Annotated in this window: 16 protein-coding genes; 10 read left to right on the forward strand and 6 right to left on the reverse strand. The window is 67.6% G+C overall.

Annotated elements, in window-relative coordinates:
• The first annotated feature begins 97 nt into the window (after nucleotides 1-97).
• The 3 genes from JOF56_RS55790 to galE are packed head-to-tail and all read left to right on the forward strand — an operon-like array spanning nucleotide 98 to nucleotide 2944.
• On the forward strand, nucleotides 98-793 hold the full coding sequence (locus tag JOF56_RS55790; protein WP_209647607.1) for an iron-dependent transcriptional repressor DtxR: 696 nt from the start codon (nucleotides 98-100) through the stop codon (nucleotides 791-793).
• Entirely contained in the window at nucleotides 790-1962 is a 1173-nt protein-coding gene (gene galK / locus JOF56_RS55795; RefSeq protein ID WP_307855734.1) for a galactokinase, read from the forward strand. Before JOF56_RS55790 ends, galK begins: the two co-directional genes overlap by 4 nt.
• 28 nt (nucleotides 1963-1990) lie before the next feature.
• The gene (gene galE / locus JOF56_RS55800) at nucleotides 1991-2944 is read left to right on the forward strand and encodes a UDP-glucose 4-epimerase GalE (RefSeq protein WP_209647608.1); all 954 of its coding nucleotides are present in this window, start codon (nucleotides 1991-1993) and stop codon (nucleotides 2942-2944) included.
• 59 nt (nucleotides 2945-3003) lie between these two features.
• Here galE and JOF56_RS55805 read toward each other — a convergent pair whose 3' ends face one another.
• Entirely contained in the window at nucleotides 3004-3666 is a 663-nt protein-coding gene (locus JOF56_RS55805; protein WP_209647609.1) for a DUF4097 family beta strand repeat-containing protein, read from the reverse strand.
• An 813-nt stretch (nucleotides 3667-4479) separates the two neighbouring features.
• A complete protein-coding gene (locus tag JOF56_RS55810; protein WP_209647610.1) occupies nucleotides 4480-5493 on the reverse strand; it encodes a DUF4192 domain-containing protein in 1014 nt (337 codons plus the stop codon).
• 164 nt (nucleotides 5494-5657) lie between these two features.
• Between JOF56_RS55810 and JOF56_RS55815 the strand changes: the two genes are divergently transcribed.
• Entirely contained in the window at nucleotides 5658-7526 is a 1869-nt protein-coding gene (locus JOF56_RS55815; protein WP_209647611.1) for a beta-galactosidase, read from the forward strand.
• Here the strand turns inward: JOF56_RS55815 and JOF56_RS55820 are convergent.
• Nucleotides 7513-9582 carry an alpha-galactosidase gene (locus JOF56_RS55820; protein WP_209647612.1) on the reverse strand — a complete coding sequence of 690 codons (2070 nt, stop codon included), beginning with the start codon at nucleotides 9580-9582 and terminating at the stop codon, nucleotides 7513-7515. The genes JOF56_RS55815 and JOF56_RS55820 overlap by 14 nt on opposite strands.
• Before the next feature lie 66 nt (nucleotides 9583-9648).
• Here JOF56_RS55820 and JOF56_RS55825 point away from each other — a divergent pair, with 66 nt between their 5' ends.
• Entirely contained in the window at nucleotides 9649-10809 is a 1161-nt protein-coding gene (locus JOF56_RS55825; protein ID WP_209647613.1) for an ROK family transcriptional regulator, read from the forward strand.
• A 65-nt stretch (nucleotides 10810-10874) separates the two neighbouring features.
• Here JOF56_RS55825 and JOF56_RS55830 read toward each other — a convergent pair whose 3' ends face one another.
• The 3 genes from JOF56_RS55830 to JOF56_RS55840 all read right to left on the reverse strand — a co-directional run bounded on the left by JOF56_RS55830 (nucleotide 10875) and on the right by JOF56_RS55840 (nucleotide 14889).
• Nucleotides 10875-11555: a PP2C family protein-serine/threonine phosphatase gene (locus JOF56_RS55830; RefSeq protein WP_209647614.1), complete on the reverse strand. Its 681-nt coding sequence runs from the start codon at nucleotides 11553-11555 to the stop codon at nucleotides 10875-10877.
• 107 nt (nucleotides 11556-11662) lie between these two features.
• A complete protein-coding gene (locus JOF56_RS55835; RefSeq protein ID WP_209647615.1) occupies nucleotides 11663-13453 on the reverse strand; it encodes a Xaa-Pro dipeptidyl-peptidase in 1791 nt (596 codons plus the stop codon).
• A 41-nt stretch (nucleotides 13454-13494) separates the two neighbouring features.
• Nucleotides 13495-14889 carry an MFS transporter gene (locus tag JOF56_RS55840; RefSeq protein WP_209647616.1) on the reverse strand — a complete coding sequence of 465 codons (1395 nt, stop codon included), beginning with the start codon at nucleotides 14887-14889 and terminating at the stop codon, nucleotides 13495-13497.
• Nucleotides 14890-15055: 166 nt separating this feature from the next.
• On the opposite strand from JOF56_RS55840, the gene add reads away from it, so the two are divergent.
• The 5 genes from add (at nucleotide 15056) to JOF56_RS55865 (ending at nucleotide 21897) form a co-directional block, all read left to right on the forward strand.
• Complete coding sequence (gene add, locus JOF56_RS55845) at nucleotides 15056-16060, forward strand: adenosine deaminase (RefSeq protein WP_209647617.1); 1005 nt, start codon at nucleotides 15056-15058, stop codon at nucleotides 16058-16060.
• 146 nt (nucleotides 16061-16206) lie between these two features.
• Nucleotides 16207-17517: a GlnX family signal transduction membrane protein gene (locus tag JOF56_RS55850; RefSeq protein WP_209647618.1), complete on the forward strand. Its 1311-nt coding sequence runs from the start codon at nucleotides 16207-16209 to the stop codon at nucleotides 17515-17517.
• The gene (locus JOF56_RS55855) at nucleotides 17514-18485 is read left to right on the forward strand and encodes a glutamate ABC transporter substrate-binding protein (RefSeq protein ID WP_209647619.1); all 972 of its coding nucleotides are present in this window, start codon (nucleotides 17514-17516) and stop codon (nucleotides 18483-18485) included. Before JOF56_RS55850 ends, JOF56_RS55855 begins: the two co-directional genes overlap by 4 nt.
• Nucleotides 18422-19678: a hypothetical protein gene (locus tag JOF56_RS55860; RefSeq protein ID WP_209647620.1), complete on the forward strand. Its 1257-nt coding sequence runs from the start codon at nucleotides 18422-18424 to the stop codon at nucleotides 19676-19678. The genes JOF56_RS55855 and JOF56_RS55860 overlap by 64 nt, the downstream gene beginning before the upstream one ends.
• A complete protein-coding gene (locus tag JOF56_RS55865) occupies nucleotides 19678-21897 on the forward strand; it encodes a serine/threonine-protein kinase (protein WP_209647621.1) in 2220 nt (739 codons plus the stop codon). Before JOF56_RS55860 ends, JOF56_RS55865 begins: the two co-directional genes overlap by 1 nt.
• Nucleotides 21898-21906: the final 9 nt, after the last annotated feature.

Consider the following 21906-nt stretch of genomic DNA (forward strand, 5'->3'; position numbering starts at 1 on the left):
ACATCCTGGCCTGCAACGCGGCGTGACGACCATCCGACTCGCGACCGGGACTGTCGGAGGGTGCGACTAACATGGATGCCGACGAAGGGGTAGCGGCGTGAACGATCTCATCGACACGACAGAGATGTACCTGCGCACCATCTACGAGCTTGAAGAAGAAGGTGTGGTGCCACTGCGCGCGCGGATCGCGGAGCGGCTGGGCCAGAGCGGGCCGACGGTGAGCCAGACAGTCGGCCGGATGGAACGCGACGGGCTGCTCGTGGTCGCTGACGACCGTCACCTCGAGCTCACCGATCACGGCCGGGAACTGGCGATCGCGGTCATGCGCAAGCACCGGCTCGCCGAGCGGCTGCTGGTCGACGTGATCGGCCTGGAGTGGGAGCACGTGCACAGCGAGGCCTGCCGCTGGGAGCACGTGATGAGCGAGGCCGTCGAGCGCAAGCTGGTCAAGCTGCTCGGCCACCCGACCACCTCGCCGTACGGCAACCCGATCCCCGGCCTGGACAAGCTGGGCGAGGGCGAGCCCGCCCCGCCGGCCGAGGCCGACCTGGTCCGCGTGGACGAGGTGGCCCGCCGGGGCGGCGGCAAGATCGAGATCGCCCGGATCGCCGAGCACGTGCAGATGGACCCGGACCTGATGGCCGAGCTCAAGTCGGTCGGGCTGCTGCCCGGGCAGACCGTGAGCGTCGGCCCGTCCAAGGGCGACGGCAACAACATCGAGGTCAGTGGTGCGGGCAACTCCGCCCAGCTGGCCCCCACGGTGCTGCACGCGGTTCTGGCGCGGTCCTTGTGACGATTTCCACCGGAACACAGGCTGAGCGTGCGGCAGAGGCGTTCCAGCGACTGCACGGCCGGTCTCCGGCCGGCGTGTGGTCGGCGCCTGGCCGTGTGAATCTCATCGGTGAGCACACCGACTACAACAACGGTTTTGTGCTGCCCTTCGCCATACCGCACCGCACCGCGGTCGCGGCGTCCCCGCGCGAGGACGACACGATCACCGTCGCCACGCTGCACGACAACGGCCGCCACGAGGCCGCCGATCCGGTCAGGATCGCGGACCTGGTGCCCGGCACGATCCCAGGCTGGCCCGCATACCCCGCCGGGGTCGCCTGGGTACTGCGCGAGCAGGGCTTCAGCACCGGTGCCGACCTGGTCATCGCCGGTGACGTGCCTGCGGGCGCAGGCCTGTCCTCCTCTCACTCGTTGGAGTGTGCGACCGCCCTGGCCCTGCTCGGCCTGGCCGGTGGGCAGGCGTCGCTCAGCGACATAGCCAAGTGGATCCAGCAGGCCGAGAACGACTTCGTCGGCGCGCCGACGGGCCTGCTCGACCAGACCGCGTCGCTCTGCTGCACCGCCGCGCACGTGCTCTTCCTGGATGTCCGGTCCGGCGAGGCCGACCAGGTCCCGTTCGACGCCGGCAAACACGGCCTGGAAGTGCTCGTGATCGACACCCGGGCCAATCACTCGCACACCGAGTCCGGCTACGGCGACCGCCGCCGGGGCTGCGAACGCGCGGCGGACCTCATGGGTATCCCCTCGCTTCGTGAGATCTCGTTCGAGGACCTGTCGGCGACCTTGGAGAAACTGCCCGAGGACCTGCGCCCGCTCGTCAAGCACGTGGTGGCGGAGAACGACCGTGTGCTGCGCACTGTCGAACTGCTCCGGCAGGACAAGTACGAAGAGATCGGGCCGTTGCTGAGCGCCTCGCACGCCAGCCTGCGCGACGACTACCGCGTGTCGTGCGACGAGCTCGACGTGGCCGCGGAGGCGGCCGAAGCCGCAGGCGCCCTCGGTGCCAGGATGATCGGCGGCGGGTTCGGCGGGTCGGCAATCGCCCTGGTCCGCGGCGACGCACGCGCCGAGGTCGAGGCCGCGGTCACCGCGGCGTTCGCCAAGCGGTCCTTCACCGCACCAAGGATGTTCACGGGGGTGCCCTCGGCGGGCGCCGGCCAGGATCGTTGATCACTATCGTCCGGAAGGGGAACAACCTGTGAAGCTGCTCGTGACGGGCGGTGCGGGGTACGTCGGAAGCGCTTGCTCCGCCCGGCTCGTCGAGGCCGGCCATGAGGTCGTCGTGGTCGACGACCTGTCCACCGGGCACGCCGACGCGGTGCCTGAGGGCTGCCGGCTCGTCCAGGCGGACGTCGCCGACGTGGCGAACACACTGCTGGGCGAAGGCTTCGACGGCGTGCTGCACTACGCCGCCAAGTCCCTGGTCGGTGAGTCCATGCAGGACCCGGCCAAGTACTGGCACGGCAACGTGGTGACCTCCCTGCGTCTGCTGGACGCCATGCGCGAGCACGGCACTCCCCGGCTGGTCTTCTCGTCCACCGCCGCGGTCTACGGCGAACCTGACGAGGTCCCCATCCCCGAGACGGCACCCACCCGTCCGACGAACACCTACGGCGCCACCAAACTGGCCGTAGACCACATGATCACCTCCTACGCCGCCGCACATGGCCTCGCGGCCACCAGCCTCCGCTACTTCAACGTGGCAGGCGCGCACGGCCGCTACGGCGAACGGCACGCCATCGAGACCCACCTGATCCCGATCGTCCTGCAGGTCGCCACCGGCCAGCGCGACCAGGTCCAGATCTACGGCGAAGACTGGGACACCGAAGACGGCACCTGCGTCCGTGACTACATCCACGTCACCGACCTCGCCGACGCCCACCTCCTCGCCATCGAGAACGCCACCCCAGGCCAGCACGCGATCTACAACCTCGGCAACGGCACCGGCTTCTCAGTCCGCCAGGTCATCGAGGCCTGCCGCACCGCCACCGGCCACAAGATCCCCGCCCAGACGGCCCCCCGCCGCGCCGGCGACCCAGCCGTCCTGGTGGCCTCCAGCGACCGGGCCCGCACCGAACTCGGCTGGAAACCCGAACGCACAGACATCGCCACCATCGTCGAAGACGCCTGGGACTTCACCCGCTCCCGTTAGGACCCGTGTTCCGGTGGTCGTCCGAGGGTCTCGCCCTCGGACGACCCCGGCCAGGCACCTCACAAGCTGCGGGCGACGATGTCGCCGTATGAGGTGGTGGCCCGGATGTCGAGCTCAGCGGTGCCGTCGTTCTTGAGGGTGTTGCTGATGCGGCCGTAGCTGGTGCCGGCGTCCAGAACTGCCGAGACGCCGGCGGCGGCACCGACGGAGATATCCCCGGCCTGGGCGCGCAACACAAGCGTGCCGCGGACAGCTTCGGCGATCCGGATGTCACCCTTGGTGGTGCTGATCTCCGCAGTGCCACCCAGGCGGCCGACCTCGACGTCGCCGTGAGCCGCGGTGAGCCGGACACTGGCGGCCTCTTCAATGGTGACCTGCTGGTACGCACCATCGACAAAGACCTCGCCCAGGCGCCCGACACCGTGCAGTTCAGCGGTGTCCTTGGCCTCAACACGGGACCCGACGGGCAGGCACACGGTGACCTTCAAGGTGCCGGAAGGACCGAAGTACTGGTTGCGGGGCTCGGCAGTGTGGACCCGCAGAACACCATCGGCGAACGCGACCGTGGCCCGCTCCGCGGCTTTCACGTCGCGCCCCTTACTGGCGTCGGCGGGCTGGACATCGACGGTGGTGTCGGCCCGGTCAGTGGCGATGAGCTGAACGTGTCCGGCCGGGATGTCCAGAACGGCGGAGATCGGGGCCGGGGTGTCGAAAGTCTGCATTGTGTTCTCCTGATGGTTTGTGCGGTCCCCGTTGGTAGGGCCCGCTGATCACGAGAGCAACAATCGCCCGCTCTCCTGACACCGAACGGTCACCGCCCTGACCCACCCCTGACACCGCACGAACGTGGTGGTCCTGCCGTGTTCATCCGGCCCGTTGCAGGTACTTCCCCGAAGCCCAGCAAACCCAAGCAACACCCCTGCGAGAAGCGAGACCAGTCCAAGCCGATCCGGTCAGCACCCACGAGTAGGAAGCGGGACAAGTCACTGACACGAAGCCTGGCGGGCGCGGCAGCACCTTGACCAGGGAGGCAGGATGGTCAGCTGGCGGGCCCGGTCAGCGCCCACGAACGCAACCCTAGCCCCGGTCACCGAGCTGAGTGGTCTGGCGGGCGGGGTTGGCGCCCTCGGTCGTGAACTGGCGCTGGTTATCGAGCCCCAGCAAAGGAAAGCGCGGGCAGAGGTGTGTCCTGAGTGTCCTCATCCTCGGTCGGTCTGGGCGGAGCCTGATCACACATGCTCAGGGCACCGCAGTGCAGCGGCGATCAGCCCTGGCCTGGTGCGGGCGCCGGCGGAAACCCAAGCGTGCAGTGTCCTGGGCATGTGTGGTTACCCCGGGGCAGGCCAATCGAGGGTGAGGCGCGGGCCTCTCTTTTCCCCTCATTCGAGGGAGGTTTGCCTGCCCGGCGAGGGCGTGATCTTTCCCCAGGTGAAGCGTCACAATCACATCGGAAGAAAGCAAACCTCGACTGACACGACGACACGGATCGGCTAGGGGCCGGAAGGCCGTGGGAGGCCCTGTTTTGGCGTGGGGTGTCAGTTCTGGGCATGGGTTTGTTCTCCGTGGAAGGCGTGGGCGACGGCTTCGGCTACGGCGGTTGGGGGTAGGCCCCAGTCCATGGAGTAGCGCAGGAGTTGGGCGCCCCAGTGTTCGGGGTTGGCCTCCAGGGCTGCGTCCAGTGCTACGCCGGCTTTTGCGCCGTCGCCCTGCAGGAAGGCTGTGAAGGCGAGCAGGCAGGCGGCCTCGGCCCGATACGGGACCGGCAAGGCGCGGGTGAGGTCCGCCCAGAGTTGTTCCAGGGGTCTGCCCAGTTGGATGACCTCGGGTTTGAGGCATCCGTCGCGGACACGCATGTGGGACAGGGCTACAGCCAGGTCGACGATTCGGTCGTCGTCCAAAGTGAGTGTGCCGTCGCGGACGTCGGCGATGGCATCGGCGACAAGTTTGGTGGCGCGGGCTTCGTCTGGTTGGTGCAGAAGGGCGGCCTTGATCCGCTCGGCTCTGAGGGCGAGCGGGTAGCGGTCGACAGGTTCAAGGGAGGCGCGCATCTCGGCTCTGCTGTCATAGGTGATGGAGCCGGACGCCGCGGAGGCGGCGGCCAGTGGGGACGAGGTCGGGTCGGGGAGTTGTCCGTTGCATTCCAGGTTCGTGTAGCACCACCAGCTGGCGTCCTTCGCGATCTCCGGTGTCCAGAACGCGTGGTAGACCGCTACGCCGACTGCCCCGAACACTTTGGTGACGGCCTCGACGAGTGCGCTGTGTGGTAGCGGCAACGGCGGATCGACCACTCCGTCGCACACGACAAGGACGCTGACGCCGCAGGCGTTGGCGCGCAGGACGGGCACCTGGAGTTGTTCTGCCAGAGACCAGTAGAGGTCCGGCGTGGGGATGTCGGCACGCAGGCACAGCGAGACGTTCGACCTGTTCCCGCCTGTGTGGGCGGCGATCACGAGGGAGTTCGCCGGGCGGAAGCCCAGCAGGTGCGGGACGGCGGCGATCAGTTCGCCCGCGTCCCGGAGTTTGATGTGGGTGCGCTGTGTTGTGGTCATGCTTCGACTCTGCCCGGGGTGGGTGGATGGGTACGAGATGTGGCGGGGTGCTGTTGTGGACAACCGGGTTTTGTGGATAAGTGGCGCGCGGGAGATGCTGTCGCGGCGAGAATGTCGGTGGGGTGCGCTACCCTGCCGCGCCGCTGTTGGACTGGAGGAGAGAGATGCACTGGCCACTGGGGACTTTCGGGTTCGGCGGAGACTACAACCCCGAGCAATGGCCGGCCGAGATCTGGGCCGAGGACATCGATTTGATGGGCAAGGCCGGCGTATCGATGGTGAGCGTCGGGATCTTCTCCTGGGCCGAGGTCGAGCCGAGGCCGGGCGAGTTCGATTTCGGCTGGTTCGACCAGGTGATGGACAACCTGGCGAACGCCGGGATCGCGGTCAGCCTGGCGACCATGACCGCGTCTCCCCCGCCCTGGCTGGCCCGGCTGCATCCGGAGACGTTGCCGCAGAAAGCGGACGGCACCAGGCTTTGGCCGGGCGCACGGCAGGCGTACTGCCCGTCGAGCCCGATCTACCGTGATCACGCGGCAAGGCTGGTCGAACAGGTCGCGTCGAGGTATCACGACCATCCAGCACTTTCCTTGTGGCACATCAACAACGAGTACGGATGCCACACCAGGGCGTGCTACTGCGACGTCTCCGCGGCGGCGTTCCGCACCTGGCTAACCCAGCGTTACAAGGAAATCGGCACGCTCAACGAAGCCTGGTCGACCAAGTTCTGGTCCCAGCGCTACGACAGTTTCGACGAGATCCTGCCGCCCCGCACCGCGCCGACGTTCTCGAATCCCACGCAGCAGCTGGATTTCGCACGCTTCTCGTCAGACACGCTCCTGGAGTGCATGACGCTGGAGCGAGACGTGATCCGCCGGTACTCCCCTGCCCCCGTCACCACGAACCACGTGCCACTGGCCAGGACGCTCGACCTGTTCGCCTGGAGTGAGCAGGTCGACGTCGTCAGCTACGACTCCTACCCGGACCCGTTCGACAAGAACTCGCACATCCTCGCAGGCCTGAGCTATGACGTCATCCGGTCGACCCGCAACGGCCAGCCGTGGATCCTCATGGAGCAGGCGCCCAGCGCGGTGAACTGGCGTCAGCGCAACGCAATCAAGGCCGCCGGCCAGATGCGGCTCTGGAGCTGGCAGGCGATCGCGCACGGCGCGGACGCCGTGCTCTACTTCCAATGGCGCCAGTCCCAGGGCGGCGCCGAGAAGTTCCACTCCGCGATGGTGCCGCACGCGGGCCCGGACAGCCGGACCTTCCGCGAAGTGTCCGAGCTGGGCGAGGAACTCAAGCAGCACAGCGCGATCGTGGGCACGCGATCGCAGAACGAGGTCGCCCTGATCCTGGACTGGGACAACTGGTGGGCTCTGGAGCTGGACTCGCACCCGTCCACCGAGCTGACCCAGATCGACGCCCTGCTCACCCACTACACCCCGCTGTTCGAGGCGAACATCGGCTGTGACGTCGTCAAACCGGACGCCGACCTGTCGGCGTACAAGCTTGTAGTCGTGCCGAACCTGTACCTGGTCAAGGAAGCGGCGAACCTGACCGAGTACGTCCGCACGGGCGGTCACCTGCTGATGTCGTTCTTCTCCGGCATAGTCGACGGCAACGACCGCGTGTACCTGGGCGGCTACCCCGCACCGTTCCGCGAACTGCTCGGCCTGACGATCCCCGAGTTCCGCCCGTTGGACGCCGAGATCCCCGTCGAGATCCTCGGCCGGCCCGCCACCGGCACCCTCTGGTCGGAGGAGATCGTCACCGAGACCGCGGTACCGAAGGGCAGCTTCGAGTTCGGCCCGGCCTTGACCCGCAACGAGTTCGGCGAAGGCGTCGCCTGGTACCTGGGCACCCGTCTGAATCCCGAGGCCATGCGCGCGGTCGTCGACGAGGTCACCGCCGGGGCCGCCGTCCAGCCAGTCCTCAGTGGACTGCCGGACGGTGTGCAGGCGGCACGGCGGGGCGACTACCTGATCCTGTTGAACCACAACACCAACGAGGTCGAGATCAGGAAGGCGTGACCTCGGTCAGGTGGATCATGGCGCTGGCGTAGTCACCGGACGGCAGCGTGGGGATGAGGCCGTGATGCAGCAGGACAGCGCCCTCGTGGACCGAAGAACCCGAGCTGTATCGGGCATTCGGGTCGAGGGCCTTGAGGCGCACAGGTAGCGGCGGCTGGCCGAAGCGGACGACTGGCTGCCACAGCAGCACGACAACCTCACCACCGAGGATGTACTGGACGCCGGTGACCGGGCCGGCGTCCAGCGGGTACTGCGCGCCGTGCTGGACGATGTGCCGGATCGATTTGTACTGCGCCAGCAGCAAAGCGCCCTCGTCGAGTTCGACGGAAGTCCAGTTGAGCAGGTTGCCGCCGATACCGAGAACACCGGCCATGGCCACGTGGAAGCGGAAAGCCAGCGGAATGGTACGGCCGGTCAGCTGGTTGGGGCTGTCGGTCACCCAGGCGGACATGGTGCGGGCCGGATACACCGTGCCGTACCCGCGTTGGATGAAGATCCGGTCGAGGGCGTCGGTGTTGTCCGAGGTCCAGGCCTGGTCGGTGCGGGCGAGCATGCCGAGGTCGATCCGGCCACCGCCACCGGAACAGGCCTCGATACGCAGGCCCGGGTGATCAGCCCGAAGCCGGTCGATGATGGTGTAGACGTGCCGGACGTGATCCACCCACAGCCGGTCCGGATCCTGCGACTCCGGCCAGCCCGCCTCGCTGAAGGGCCGGTTCATGTCCCACTTCAGGAAGTCGATCTCGTGCTGGCTGACCAGCTGGTCCAGCCATTTGTGCGCCCATTCGGCCACGTCGTCGCGGGCGAAGTTCAGCACGAGCTGGTTGCGCATCGTCGTGCGGGAACGGTTGGGCATGTGCAGCACCCAGTCCGGGTGCCTCCGGTAGAGATCGCTGTCCGGGTTCACCATTTCCGGCTCCACCCAGAGCCCGAACCGCATGCCCAGCCGGTGCACCTCGGCGATCAGCGGATTGAGACCGCCGGGGAACCGGTCCTGATTGACAGTCCAGTCGCCGAGGCCCGCCGCGTCGTGGGTACGTGCACCGAACCAGCCGTCGTCCATCACGAACAGCTCGCAGCCCAAAGCCGCCGCGCGTGCCGCGAGGCTCTTCTGGTTCTCCTCGCTGACGTCGAACTCCGTTGCCTCCCAGGAGTTGTAGACGACCGGTCGCGTTTCGCCCGGATACGGCAGCACGTGGTCACGCACATAGGCATGCCACCGGCGTGAAGCGGAGCCGACTCCGTCGGCGGCATAAAGTCCTGCGAAGACAGGGGTTTCCCATTCCTCGCCCGGGTTCAGCTGCCACGAAAGGCCTTCATAGCCGAAGCCGCCGGAAAAGCTGGTCTGCCCGGAAGAAGTGCGCCGCAACGTGATCCGGTAGCTGCCGCTCCACGCCAGTACGCCGCTCCACACCTCGTCGCCGTCGTGCACGAACAACCAGGGGTTGGCCTGATGGCTGGAAGTCCCGCGACGACTCGTGAACACAGTTTCGCCATACGGGACAGGGGTGTTCTGCAACTGGAACTCGCTCGACCAGCCGCCGACAGTGTGCGTCACTTGATATCCGGTTCGATACGGCAGATACCAGGACGCGGAGTCGGTGCGCAGCAACGTGATCGGTCCGGAGCTCCCGGTGTGCCGCAGTGTCGTCCACCGCTCGATCACGTCCGTATCGGCGCTGATCCGGTAGTGCAGCACGACTTCCAGCGGATAGTGCCGGTCGGTGAAGCGGATCGCGAGATGGCCGTCCTCGACAGTGAAATCCTGGTACTGCCATTCGAACGCGCGGGTTCCGTCAGGGAATCGCACCTGCAGCGAGGGGGCGTCGAACCGTGCCCCGCCCTCGACGACCAGCTCCTCATCAGTGTCGCTGTCGAAACTGGCGATCCTGGGTGCGACCGGGGTACGGACGGTGGCTGCCTGCTCGATGGTCAGCGCGGGGCCCCAGTACACGTGCCGAGGGGCGTCCGACGAGTCGAGCCGGATGGCATACGACGTCGTCGCGCATGCCAGCAACCAGAGCCGCTCGTCACCATCGAAGAGGACTTCAGCCATGCCGGGACCTCGTGTTTCCTTTAGTTTCTTGACGAAGTTAATTTATGATGCCTACGCTACCGAAGCATGACGCCCCGACGCCAGAGCGGCCGGGCACCGGTCACCAGCCCGGCATCGGCCACCGTCTTCACCACGGTGCTCACCCAGGGCCCAGTGTCGCGGGTCGAGGTCGCGCGGCGCACCGGCCTGTCGTCGGCAGCCGTTACCAAGGCGGCCCGGCCGCTGATCGAAGCCGGGTACCTGACCGAGCTGGACTCGGAGCAAACCGGTATCGGCCGGCCCGTCAGCCCGCTGGAAGTACGCGCCGACCGCGAGTTCTTCCTGGGCATCAAGATCACCGACAGCGAACTGATCGGCGTGGTCACGGATCTGCGCGCGCAGATCCTGGTCACCAGGTTCCACCGACTGCCCTCCCGGAAACCGGACGCAGTGGTGTCAGGCGTCGCGGAAATGGCCGCCGAACTCCTCGCATTGTCCCCCAAATACACGAAACGGACCAACAGCCTCGGTGTGACAGTCGCCGGTGACGTCGACCGGGAAGCCGGTCACGTCCGCTATTCCCCTTTCCTGCATTGGCAGGACGTTCAGCTGGCCGAGCCGATCGGCGAGGCGACCGGTCTGGAGACGACCGTCGACAACGACGTCAAAGCGATCACGGTCGCCGAGCGCTGGTTCGGCGACGGCATCGGCGCACCCTCGTTCGCCCTGGTCACGCTTGGTACCGGGATCGGGTGCGGGTTGGTCGTCAACGGCGCGGTGGTCACCGGTTCGCATGGGGTCGCCGGGGAGATCGGGCACATCCCGGTCGCTGGAGATGGCCCGCTGTGTCATTGCGGCGCAACAGGTTGTGTCGAAGCCATCGCATCGACCGACGCGATCGTCGCACAGGCCAGGACGGCGACTGGCGAGCGTGGCCTGACCATGGCCGAGATCGTCACCAGGGCCCGGACGGGCGATCAGGCGCTGCAGCGGGTGTTCGCTCGCGCCGGTGTGGCCATCGGCCGGGGCCTGGCCGCGATGGCCAACCTGGTCGGGCCGGAACGGATCATCGTGTCCGGCGAAGGCCTGGACGCCTATGACCTGTTCGCGGACGAGCTCCGCGAAACGTTCGCCACGCACGCGTTCGGTGCCGCGGCACAGTGCGAGCTCATTCTCCGCCCGCTGCCGTTCGAGGAGTGGGCGCGTGGCGCGGCGGCCGTCGCCGTGCAGACGCTGTTCATCTCCTGACAGCAGGAGGATCCTGGCCGGGTGAGCCTGCCCTGCACAGGCCCACCCGGCAGGTCCCAGTCCGCCTAGTCCGTCAGGCGGATGAGGCATGCGGTGGCGTTGTCCCGGCCGCCGAGCACCATGGCGGTCTCCACCAATGTGGACACTCGCGTCAGCGTCGTCGTCCCCGTCTCGGCCAGGACAGCCTGGATGGTCTCGGGCGAAACGACTTTGTGCACACCGTCGCTGGACAGCAACACGCTCTTGAAGCCCGTCACCGTCGCTGTGCCGATGCGTTCGGCAGAGGTGGTCCGCAGCGAGTTCGTCACGACGTGCTCCATCCGTGGTGTGGGGATGGAGTCGTGCAGACGGAAGTACTCGGCCATCGTCTGGTCCGAGGTGAGCTGCTTGAGCTCGGTACCGTCCCAGCTGTACGCGCGGGCGTCGCCCACCCACGCGATCTGATAGCCCTCCTCCGAGGGCATGGCTACGACGAGCACCGCGTCAGCGCCCGTGTTGAGCGCCTCCAAGGCTCGTTGCGCGGCGAGTACGGCCTCGACCGGTCCCGCCGAGCTCGGTGTCCGTGCGGCCACGTCCGAGGCGATACGAGCCGCCTCGGACGCCCACATGTCGTCGCCGATGCCGTCGGCGAGCGCGAACACCACGCGGCCTTCGTTATCCATGGACGCCCCGACAGCGTCCGCGTTGAACTGCCTGCCGCCCTGACGGCTGGCGGTGTCCCAGCTGATCACCTCGTCGCGCAACATCGCGCCCTCCACCTCTGCCCGCGGCCCCCGACAGCCGCAATAGCCTCAGAGTGCCTTGCTCAGCTGAACATCAGCTGAGGAGGTGGTATGCCCGCGCTGAGACTTGATCACAAAGCATCCTTCAAGGTCCGCTTGCCGCCGACAATCGGCAGGTCAAGCCGGGTGTCGTCGACATCGAGGGTGATCCCGGCGCCCGGCTGGGGGCGCAGGGTGTAATCGAAGTCACTCGACAGCAGCGCGAACTCGATCCGGTGGCCGGCGGCGAAGACGTAGTCCTTCGGCTCGAATTCGACCTCGATGGAGTACTCGCGGCCCGGGGTGATCGGCAAGGTGAACCAGGGGCTGAGGCGGTTCTGCGGATCGGTCCAGCCTCGGGTGACGATCGTGCGCTTGCCGTCCGGAGCCCTGTCGACCAGCAGCGCGGTGACGTTGGCGGCGGGGCGGCTGAACGAGGCCCTCAGGTCGACCTTGCCGCGGCCGGACAGCCGGACCGGAGCCTTGGTCACGCCGGTGGAGTACGCCAGCCGGTTCGGCGAGGCGTCCGCGGCGACGAGGGTCTCCGCGGTCTTGGTGGCGTCGTCGGTCAGGGACTCGTTCACCGAGCCGTGGGTTGGCGAGAGACCGAGCGTGCCGCGGGTGTTCCCGCCCGCGCCGAGGTTCAGCGAGGCGTCCGAAGTCTTGGGCGCGGGCCATTCGGCTTCGTCGACCCAGGTCTTGTCCTCGCGCTGGATAGTGGCGCGTGGCTCGCGTTCGACGCCGTTCTGCTGCTTGTAGAGGTAGCGGGTGAACCAGCGGTTCAGGGTGACCAGCCACTCCTCCCGGCGGAGGTTGTACGGGTCGGCGTGGCCGGACTGGTGCCACCAGATCTTGTGCGGCACACCGGTCTTCTTGATCGCCTCGTACCACTGCTCGGCGTGCAGGTCCTTGACGTTCCAGTCGTTGAGGCCGTGCACCACGAGGGTGGCGGCGCGGACGTTGTGCGCGTCCTTGAGGTAGTTGCGCTCGTTCCAGAACGGGCTGTAGTCACCGGTGACCCGGTCCTGCTTCTGCCGGATCTCCTCGATGACCGGCTTGCAGATCTCGCGGTCGGCGCGGGTGTAGACGTACTCGGCGAGTACATCGAGATCCTCACCCTGGAACGTGCCTGGCGCGACGACGGCGCCGTCCTGGCGGTAGTAGTCGTACCAGCTGGAGATCGCGGCGATCGGCACGATCGCGTCCAGGCCCCGGACACCCGTGGTGGCCACGGCGTTGGGCAGGGTTCCGTTGTAGGACACGCCCATCATGCCGACACTGCCGGTCGTCCACTTCGCACGGACGTCGCCGCCGTTGGCATCGCGAGCCCTCGCGCGGCCGTTGAGCCAGTCCACAACGGACTTCGCACCGATGGTCTCGTTGCGGCCACCCGAAGTCGGGCATCCCGTCGACTGCCCGCTGCCCAACGACTCGCCATAGACGACAGCGAAGCCGCGCGAGGTGAAGTACTGCTCGTAACGCCAAGTGATCGCGGGGTTCGGGCCGATCGCGGCGGCGACGCGCTCATCACCCGCCGTTCCGTGCCGGTGTCCCGGCCAGGTCGGCGCGTTCAGTTCGACGTCCACGTTGTGGTTGGCAACGTCGTTACCGCCCGCGTAGTACGGCGAAGCCTGATAGACCACGGGAACGCGCAAACCCTGTTCCGTGGCGCGCGGCCGCACGACCTCGACGTGGACGAGGTCGTCCTTGCCGTCGCGGTCACTGTCCACCGGGGCCGTCACCCACAGGCTCTCACGGACGACATCCGCCGGATCGAACACAGGCTGCGCCTGGCCATCCTTGAACACCGGGCCTTGCGGCGCGGCCAAAGCAGTCGCTGCAGCGAGTGGCAGTGCCACGACAACCGCTGTCAGCACGGACATTACGCGCCGCACAACAACCCCCAAACAAGGAACCAGACAGGTCAGTCAGAACCCTTCCCCGTGCCCGACTCGTCAGTCAAGGCGCCAGAAGTCGCATTCTTCGACGGTCCCGAGTTCGATGGCACCGCCTTCAAAGCCACTGCCAGCAAGGCGCCCGCGACCATGCAGCCGCCGACGACCCACAGTCCGGTCCGTTGCGAGCCGGTGAGGTCCTGCAGGCCGCCGGTGATGTAGGGAGCGGCGAACCCGCTGACGTTGCCGAGCGAGTTGATCAGGGCGATGCCTCCCGCGGCCGCGGTGCCGGCCAGGAAGCTCGACGGCAGTGCCCAGAATGTGGGAAGCGCGCAGCAGATACCGATCGCGGTGACGGTGACCGCCACCATGACCGCGAACGGGCTGCCGAGGTACAACGCGACCGGAATCGTCACGCCACCGATGAGCATCGGCAGCGCCACATGCCAGACGCGCTCCTGTGTCCGGTCCCCGTGCCGGGCCCAGAAGACCATCGCGATCGCACCCGCGACGTACGGCACCGCCGTGATCAGTCCGCGTTCGACGATCGAGAACGTCGTGCCGAACTGCTGCTGGAAGCCGGAGATGATGGTCGGCAGGAAGAAGCCGAGTGCGTAGAGGCCGTACACGTTTCCGAAATAGACGAACGCGAGACCGAGAATCCGGCCGTGTGTCAAGGCTTTGCGCAACGGCCAGTGGTGCGTCTGCTCGGTCTCGGCACGTTCCCGGTCCAGTTCGGCCTGCATCCACTGGCTCTCCTCAGGCGTGAGCCACTTCGCCTGCGATGGCCGGTCGGTCAGGTAGTACCAGGTCACCACCGCCAGCAGGATCGCTGGGACGCCCTCGACCAGGAACATGAACCGCCAGCCGTCCAGCCCGAAGACGCCTTCGCCGTGCCGGATCAGCAGACTGGACACCGTCGCGCCGATCGCACTCGAGATCGGGATGGCGACCATGAACCACGCCACCATCCGCGCCCGGTGCTTGGCCGGGAACCAGTACGTCAGATACAGGATGATGCCCGGGAAGAACCCGGCTTCCGCGACACCGAGCAGGAACCGCAGGATGATCAGCACCGTCGGATTGGGCACGAACGCGATCGCGGTGGCCACCACGCCCCAGCTGACCATGATCCGCGCGATCCACCGGCGTGCCCCGAACTTGTGCAGCGCCAGGTTGCTGGGCACCTCCAGGATCAGGTAGCCGATGAAGAAAATCCCTGACGCGAAGCCGAACGCGGTCGCCGTCAGCCCCAGTTCGGCCGACATCCCGTTCGGACCGGCGAACCCGATGTTGACCCGGTCCAGATAGTTGACGAAGTACAGCAGGCCAAGGTAAGGCACGAGCCGGCGCGCGGCCTTGCGCCACGTGTGATCCCCGAACAGTGTGGGTGATTGACCAACCGGCTGCGACTTTGCGTCCATTTCCGCATCTCAGTACCCAAACGGCTGATCGTCAAGTTATGCTGCCGACATGCCGGAATGGCCCTTGTACGGCGAGGACCACGAGCGGGGCGACCTCGCTCCTTGACGCGACTGGGTTTCGCGCCAGAAGTGTGTCCACAATCCGGCCATCGCAAGGACTTCTCCCATGCTCGAGTTCGTTTCCACGCTGCCCAAAGCCGAACTGCACGTCCACCTGGTGGGATCCGCGTCGATCCCGACCGTGCTGGAACTGGCCCGCACCCATCCCGGTCGCGGTGTGCCGACCGACGAGCAGGCATTGCGCGACTTCTACGAGTTCACCGACTTCGCACACTTCATCGAGGTCTACTTCAAGGTCAACAGCCTGGTCCGCACCGGGCGGGACGTCCTGGCACTGCTGCTGGGACTGGCCCGCGACCAGGCCGCGAACAACGTCCGCTACTCCGAGGTCACCGTCACGCCGACCTCTCATCTGCGGGTGGGCATCGAGCCCGACGAGCTCACCGAGGCACTCGACGAGGCGCGCAGGCAAGCCAAGGCGCGACACAACGTCGAGTTCGCCTGGGTCTTCGACATCGATGGCGTGCTCGGCCGTGCAGGCGCGCCGGAAACCCTGGACTGGGTGCTGAAACACCGGCCGGAGGCCACGATCGGGCTTGGTCTCGGCGGCCCGGAGATCGGCGTGCCGCGCGAGTGGTTCCGCGAGCAGTTCGCAGTCGCCGCGGATGCCGGGCTGCGATGCCTGCCGCACGCGGGTGAGACAACCGGTCCGGCAACGGTCTGGGCGGCGGTCAACGAACTACATGCCGAACGGATCGGTCACGGCACCAGCGCCGCGCAGGACCCGCGCTTGCTCAACTATCTGGCGGACAACAACATCGCGCTGGAGGTCTGCCCGACGTCGAACATCCGCACCAAGGCGGTCGGCACGATGACAGAACACCCGTTGCCCAAACTCGTGGCCGCGGGTGTGCCGGTCGCGCTCGGTACCGACGACCCGGGCATGTTCCACACTTCGCTGAACAACGAGTATCTGGTCTGTCACGAGGAGTTCGGTTACGACCGAACCCAGCTCGCGGAGCTGGCGATCGCCGGCGTGCGGGCCTCCTACGCCCCGGATGACGTGAAAAAGGCCCTGGTGGCCGAGATCTCGGCTGTGCCGCGCGGCTGATCGAATCACACCTGGGCACCGGTGTTGCTGCGATCCGGGCTCAGCACTTAACAGCGGCGGCTAATGTGGGGATCATCACCGGCGACGGGGAGTCGACGCGGGGCAGCGAGGGGTGGTGGTTGAGGCATGTCAACAGGTGACCCGGGATGACCATCACCAGCCGGAGAGACACTTCAAGCGGGCCGTTGAGCCAGGTCACCGCGCTCGCGCGGACGACACCAGGCGTGCTCGGCTCGCTTGCCCTGCTGTTGGTCGTGGTCGGCGTGGTCGCGGGCGTGTTCAGTGCGATCAGCGTCCAGCGGCGGTCGACCGCGTTGGACGACCTGGCCACCCGCAGCGGGCCGCTGAGCGTCGCCGCCCAGGAGATCTACCGCAGCCTGTCGGACGCGGACGCCACCGCCAGCGGTGCGTTCCTGTCCGGCGGGCTCGAACCGCCCGCGGTGCGCGCCCGGTTCGAGTCGGACATCGCCCAGGCGGGCAACGCGCTCGCGATCGCCATCGCGGCCCGGGAACCCGGTGACGTGACCGCGGCCAACAGCCCGTTGGCCACATTGGCCGGCCAGCTGCCGGTGTACACGGGCCTGGTCGAGACCGCGCGGGCGAACAACCGGCAAGGCCTGCCGTTGGGCGTGGCGTATCAGCGCGAAGCGTCCAACCTGATGCGCACTCAGCTCCTGCCCGCGGCCCAGCAGCTCTACGACGACGAGGTCGGCCGCGTCTCGGCCGACCAGGACCGGGCGGGCGGCTTTCCCTTCGTGGAGATCCTGCTCGGCCTGGTCGTGCTCGCGGCGCTGGTGATGGCGCAGATCTTCGTGCGGCGCCGGTCCAACCGCGTGTTCAACGTCGGATTGGTCGCCGCGACCGCCGCGGCGGTGATCTCCTTGCTGTGGGTGATGATCTCGACGTTCGGCGTGATCGGCAGCGTCGATGACAGCCGGGTGGAAGGTTCCGCCCAGGTCGACGTCCTCGCCCGGGCCAGGATCGCCACGTTGCAGGCCCGGACCGACGAGACGCTCACGCTGGTCGCGCGTGGTACCGGCAAGGTCTACCAGGACGATTACGTCCAGGTGACCACCAAACTGACCGGGCTGCTGGACGAGGCGTTCTCGAAGGCCAACAACTCCGCTGTCGTTTCCGAGGTCACCTCGGCGCGCGACAACACCAAGACGTGGCTGGCCGCACACGACGCGATCCGGAAAGCCGACGACGCGGGTGACTACGTCGGAGCGGTCCGGCTGGCGATCGCACCGGTCCAGGAAGGCGCGGGCACGGCGTTCGACAAAGTCGACACGGACCTGCGCGAGGCCATCGACCACACCCGGTCCTCGTTCAACACGCATGTCGCCGAGGCGAGCAGTGGGCTCGGCGGCACGGTCGTCGTCGTGTCGCTGCTGGCGATCGTCGTCGCGGTGGGATCCGCGGTCGGCCTCTGGCAGCGTCTCAAGGAGTACCGATGAGACTCGCACTCGTACTGGCTTCGGCTGCCGTGATGCTGGCGGGCTGCGCGTCCGCCACAGGCACGACAACGATCCCCACTGTCACAGCCATTGTGCCGAAACCGGCCAACGCCGCGGAACTGACGGCGCCGCCGACAGTGACCACACAGGAGTGCGGGGACAAGCTCGCAAGCTTCCGGCCCAGGGGCCCGTTGCCGCCGCCGGGCCAGATGCCGGCCGGCTCGACCATGGAGAAGATCGCCCAGCGCGGCAAGCTGATCGTGGGGGTCGACCAGAACACCTACAACGTCGGCTTCCGGGATCCGTTCTCCGGCGAGATCCAGGGGTTCGACATCGACATGGCGCACAACATCGCCGCGGCGATCTTCGGCGACCCCAACGCGATCCAGCTGCGGGCGCTCACCTCCGACCAGCGGATCCCGGCGCTGAAGGAGGGCAGTGTCGACATCGTGGTGCGGACCATGAGCATCACGTGCGACCGGCTCAAGGACGTCGACTTCTCCGCTGTCTACTACGAGGCCAAGCAACAGGTGCTGGTGCGCAAGAACTCCGGCGTCAGCGGGCTGGACCAGCTCGGCGGCAAACGGGTGTGCGCGACGAAGTCGTCGACGTCGCTGACCAACATCGCCAACTCGCCGGCCAAGCCGATCGGGGTGTCGGTGTCGGACTGGACGGACTGCCTGGTGATGCTGCAGCAGGGCCAGGTCGACGCGGTGTCCACCGATGACGTGATCCTCGCGGGCATGGCCGCGCAGGACAGGTACACCGAGGTCGTCGGCCCGCCGATCGCCAACGAGCCCTACGGGATGGCGATGCCCAAGCAGCGCGAGGACTTCGTCCGGTTCGTCAACGCGGTGCTGGAGCAGGTGCGCGCCAACGGCACCTGGGCGAGGTCCTACGGGCAATGGCTGGACAGCCTGATCCCAGGGCCGCCGCCCAGCCCGCCGGTGCCCAGGTACAAGGACTGATCGGCGTGTTGAGCCACGAAGAGGCCACCAACGCCCTGGACCGGCTCAGTGCCGAGAGCGACCGGATGGCGGACGCGCTGGTGGCGATGGACTCGCACGCCGGCCACCAGCTGCTGCGCAACGCCACGCTCACTGGGCTGACCAAACGCCGGTGGGCGGAGGCGAGCGCGGCAATGGCGGTGCTGTGGGAGCAGTTCAACCTGCACCGCAGGCTGCTCGAACAGGCCAGGGAGGTGCTGGACCGGCGGTCCAAACCCGGCCAGGCCGAGCTCAGCGAGGTCACGACCCTGCTGACCGGCGCGGTTGTCGAGCTCAACGCCCAGCAGGTGCCGATCGAGCAGCGCAGCCTGACCGGGCCCGCGATGGTGACCGAGCGGATCACACTGACCGACCTGGTCAATCGCATGAAATCGTCCTACGCGGGCGTGACCGAGGTGCTCGCCGCGGCGGACACCGCGTGGAACTCCACGATCCAGCTGCTCGATCCGCTGGAGTCGGAGTTGCGCGCGGTGAACGGGCTGGCCGCGTCGCTCGGTGTGGAGGACCCGGCGCTGGCCAAGATCGACGCCGAGTTGTCGCAGATCCGCGAGCTCGCGCTGGCCGATCCGATGGCGTTGGACACCGTCAGCCCGCCGGACCGGCTGACCGAGGAACTCGCCGAGGCCCGTGCGCGGCTGGCCAGGCTGGCTTCGGCCAAGGACACGTTCGACGACCGGATGGCGCGGATCGAGGCCCTGATGGGTGAGATCACCAACGCCTACGACGAGGCCCAGCTCGCGTACGCGACCGTGCTGCAGAAAATCGCTTCCCCCGGGCTGCCGCGGCTGACAGATTCCGTGGCACTGCTGCGGGCACGGCTGTACGAATTGCCCGAGCTGTGGCGGGGCGGGCAGTGGCGGGAACTGGCGAGCGGACTGGACATGCTGGAACGGGACGCGACCAGCGCGCTCGCTGAAACACGCACCCAGCTGCGGCTGATCACCGGTCTGCTGGACCGCAGGCTGGAACTGCGCGGCCGGCTGGACGCGTACCGCGCCAAGGCCAACCGGCTCGGCCACGCCGAGGACCGGGAACTCACCGCGTTGCACCGGGAGGCACACACCGTGCTCTACACCGTCCCGTGCGACCTGCCGGCCGCGACCCGGGCGGTCAACCGGTACCAGCAAGCGTTGCAGGACAAGAGGAGCGTGTAATGGCCGGATGTCCGCGCTCAGGGTGCGACGGGACGATCGACGAGGACGGCTTCTGCGACACGTGCGGCCTCGAGGCACCCGCGCCCTCGACGGGTTCCACACCCAGCACAAGTTCGGCCCGCACAGGCACATCGAGCCGGCCGACCGCGGTCACCGCGTGGAGCACCCCGACCACAAGCGGCGCCACCGCACGCTCCCGCCGCGGTTCCACGCGGTCCACCCGCCGCGGTCTGCTCGGCCGGGGCATTGTGGACATTCCCAGTGTGCCCAAGCGCGACCCCCGCGAAGCCGTCCTGGAGAACCCGGAAGTCCCTGAGAACAAACGGTTCTGCAGCAAGTGCGGGTCGAAGGTCGGCCGGGGCCGTGAGGGCAAGGCGGGCCGCGTCACCGGGTTCTGCGCGAAATGCGGGCACGGCTTCGACTTCACCCCCAAGCTGGCCAAGGGTGAGCTGGTGCAAGGCCAGTACGAGGTGCTGGGCTGCATCGCCCACGGTGGCCTCGGCTGGATCTATCTCGCCCTGGACCACAAGGTCGCCGACCGCTGGGTGGTGCTCAAGGGCCTGCTGGACACCGGGGACGCCGACGCGATGGCCGCCGCCATGGCCGAACGCCGGTTCCTCGCCCAGGTCGAGCACCCGACCATCGTGAAGATCTTCAACTTCGTCGAGCACCAGCACGGCAGCACGACCACCGGCTACATCGTGATGGAGTACGTCGGCGGCACCTCGATCAAGGACATGATCAAGCAGCTGCGCACGTCGGCCGACCAGACCGCGTGCCTGCCGCTGACCCAGGCGATCGCCTACACCCTGGAGATCCTGCCCGCGCTGGGCTACCTGCACGGTATCGGGCTGGCGTACTGCGACTTCAAGCCCGACAACGTGATCCAGGTCGAGGAGCAGCTCAAGCTGATCGACCTCGGTGCGGTGCGGCACGTCGACGACGAGGACTCCCCGATCTACGGCACCACCGGCTACCAGGCGCCGGAGGTCGGCAAGGAACTCCCCTCGCCGGTGACCGACATCTACACCGTCGGGCGCGCGCTGGCGGTGATGACGTTCCCGTTCGACTTCCATGCCACGTACAAGAGTTCCCTGCCGGGCCCGGCCGAACAGCCGCTGCTGGCGGAGTTCGAGTCGTACTACCGGCTGCTTCTGCGTGCCACGAACAAGGATCCGCTACAGCGTTTCGGTTCCGCCGAGGAGATGCGCGACCAGCTGGAAGGGGTGTTCCGCGAGGTCGCGGCGGCCGAGGACAGCCAGCCCCGGCCGGGCATCTCGGTCGAGTTCACGCCGGAACGACGCAGCTTCGCGGTCGACAAAGCCCTGGACCTGGTCGCGGTCGCGGCCTCGCTGCCCATTCCCCGCGTCGACGCGACCGATCCGGGCGCGGTGTTCTTGGCCGGTGTCACGGCCGCCACCGCACGCGAGCTGATCGAGGAACTCAAAGCCGCTCCCTTGCAGAGTGTCGAGATCAAGCTGCGGCTGGCGCGTGCGCACATCGAACTGGGTGAACTCGCCGACGCGAAGAAGGTCCTCAATTCCACCAAGACCGACCCAGGCGACTGGCGCGTGTCGTGGCATCGCGGCCTGGCCGCGCTGGCCGATGGAAACGCTGGTCAGGCGCGGATGGCGTTCGAATCCGTGTACGACTCCCTGCCTGGTGAGGCGGCGCCGAAACTGGCGATCGCGGTGTGCGCGGAGTCGTCCGGGGACATGGCCGAAGCGGACCGTTACTACCGGATCGTGTGGCGTACGGACCGTTCCTACATCAGCGCGGCGTTCGGATTGGCCCGGGCCTTGCTGGTCAAGGGGGAACGGCACGAGGCCGTGGACGTCTTGAACTCTGTGCCGGAAACCTCCAGTCACTACGTGGCCGCCCAGCTGGCGGCGATCCGGGCCCGCACGACGATCGCCCGCTCGGCGGGACTCTCCGAGCAGGACCTGGTCGTGGCGGGCCAGCAGCTGACCCGGTTGGACCTGGACGACACACGGCGTGCGCACGCCGCCCGTGAGCTGCTGGAATCCGCACACCAGTGGGTCGATGCGGGCGCGCCGGGGACATCTGGAACGGTGTTGGGATGCCGGTTGGTCGACGAGGACCTGCGGCGCGGCCTGGAGCACTGGTACCGGACCCTGGCCCGGCAGGCCGCAACCCGCCGGGACCGCATCGCGTTGGTGGACCAAGCCAACCGGATCCGGCCCAGGTCCTGGATCTGAGTGGAGAAC

Source organism: Kibdelosporangium banguiense (assembly GCF_017876405.1).
GTDB lineage: Bacteria > Actinomycetota > Actinomycetes > Mycobacteriales > Pseudonocardiaceae > Kibdelosporangium > Kibdelosporangium banguiense.

Bases quoted from the DNA above. Each gene is read 5' to 3' on its own strand.
- JOF56_RS55840 (WP_209647616.1), bottom strand. From the start codon at position 14,889: ATGGACGCAAAGTCGCAGCCGGTTGGTCAATCACCCACACTGTTCGGG.
- JOF56_RS55855 (WP_209647619.1), top strand. From the start codon at position 17,514: ATGAGACTCGCACTCGTACTGGCTTCGGCTGCCGTGATGCTGGCGGGC.
- JOF56_RS55815 (WP_209647611.1), top strand. From the start codon at position 5,658: ATGCACTGGCCACTGGGGACTTTCGGGTTCGGCGGAGACTACAACCCC.
- JOF56_RS55820 (WP_209647612.1), bottom strand. From the start codon at position 9,582: ATGGCTGAAGTCCTCTTCGATGGTGACGAGCGGCTCTGGTTGCTGGCA.
- JOF56_RS55825 (WP_209647613.1), top strand. From the start codon at position 9,649: ATGACGCCCCGACGCCAGAGCGGCCGGGCACCGGTCACCAGCCCGGCA.
- JOF56_RS55860 (WP_209647620.1), top strand. From the start codon at position 18,422: ATGGCTGGACAGCCTGATCCCAGGGCCGCCGCCCAGCCCGCCGGTGCC.
- add (WP_209647617.1), top strand. From the start codon at position 15,056: ATGCTCGAGTTCGTTTCCACGCTGCCCAAAGCCGAACTGCACGTCCAC.
- JOF56_RS55830 (WP_209647614.1), bottom strand. From the start codon at position 11,555: ATGTTGCGCGACGAGGTGATCAGCTGGGACACCGCCAGCCGTCAGGGC.
- JOF56_RS55850 (WP_209647618.1), top strand. From the start codon at position 16,207: ATGACCATCACCAGCCGGAGAGACACTTCAAGCGGGCCGTTGAGCCAG.
- JOF56_RS55805 (WP_209647609.1), bottom strand. From the start codon at position 3,666: ATGCAGACTTTCGACACCCCGGCCCCGATCTCCGCCGTTCTGGACATC.
- JOF56_RS55865 (WP_209647621.1), top strand. From the start codon at position 19,678: ATGGCCGGATGTCCGCGCTCAGGGTGCGACGGGACGATCGACGAGGAC.
- JOF56_RS55835 (WP_209647615.1), bottom strand. From the start codon at position 13,453: ATGTCCGTGCTGACAGCGGTTGTCGTGGCACTGCCACTCGCTGCAGCG.
- JOF56_RS55810 (WP_209647610.1), bottom strand. From the start codon at position 5,493: ATGACCACAACACAGCGCACCCACATCAAACTCCGGGACGCGGGCGAA.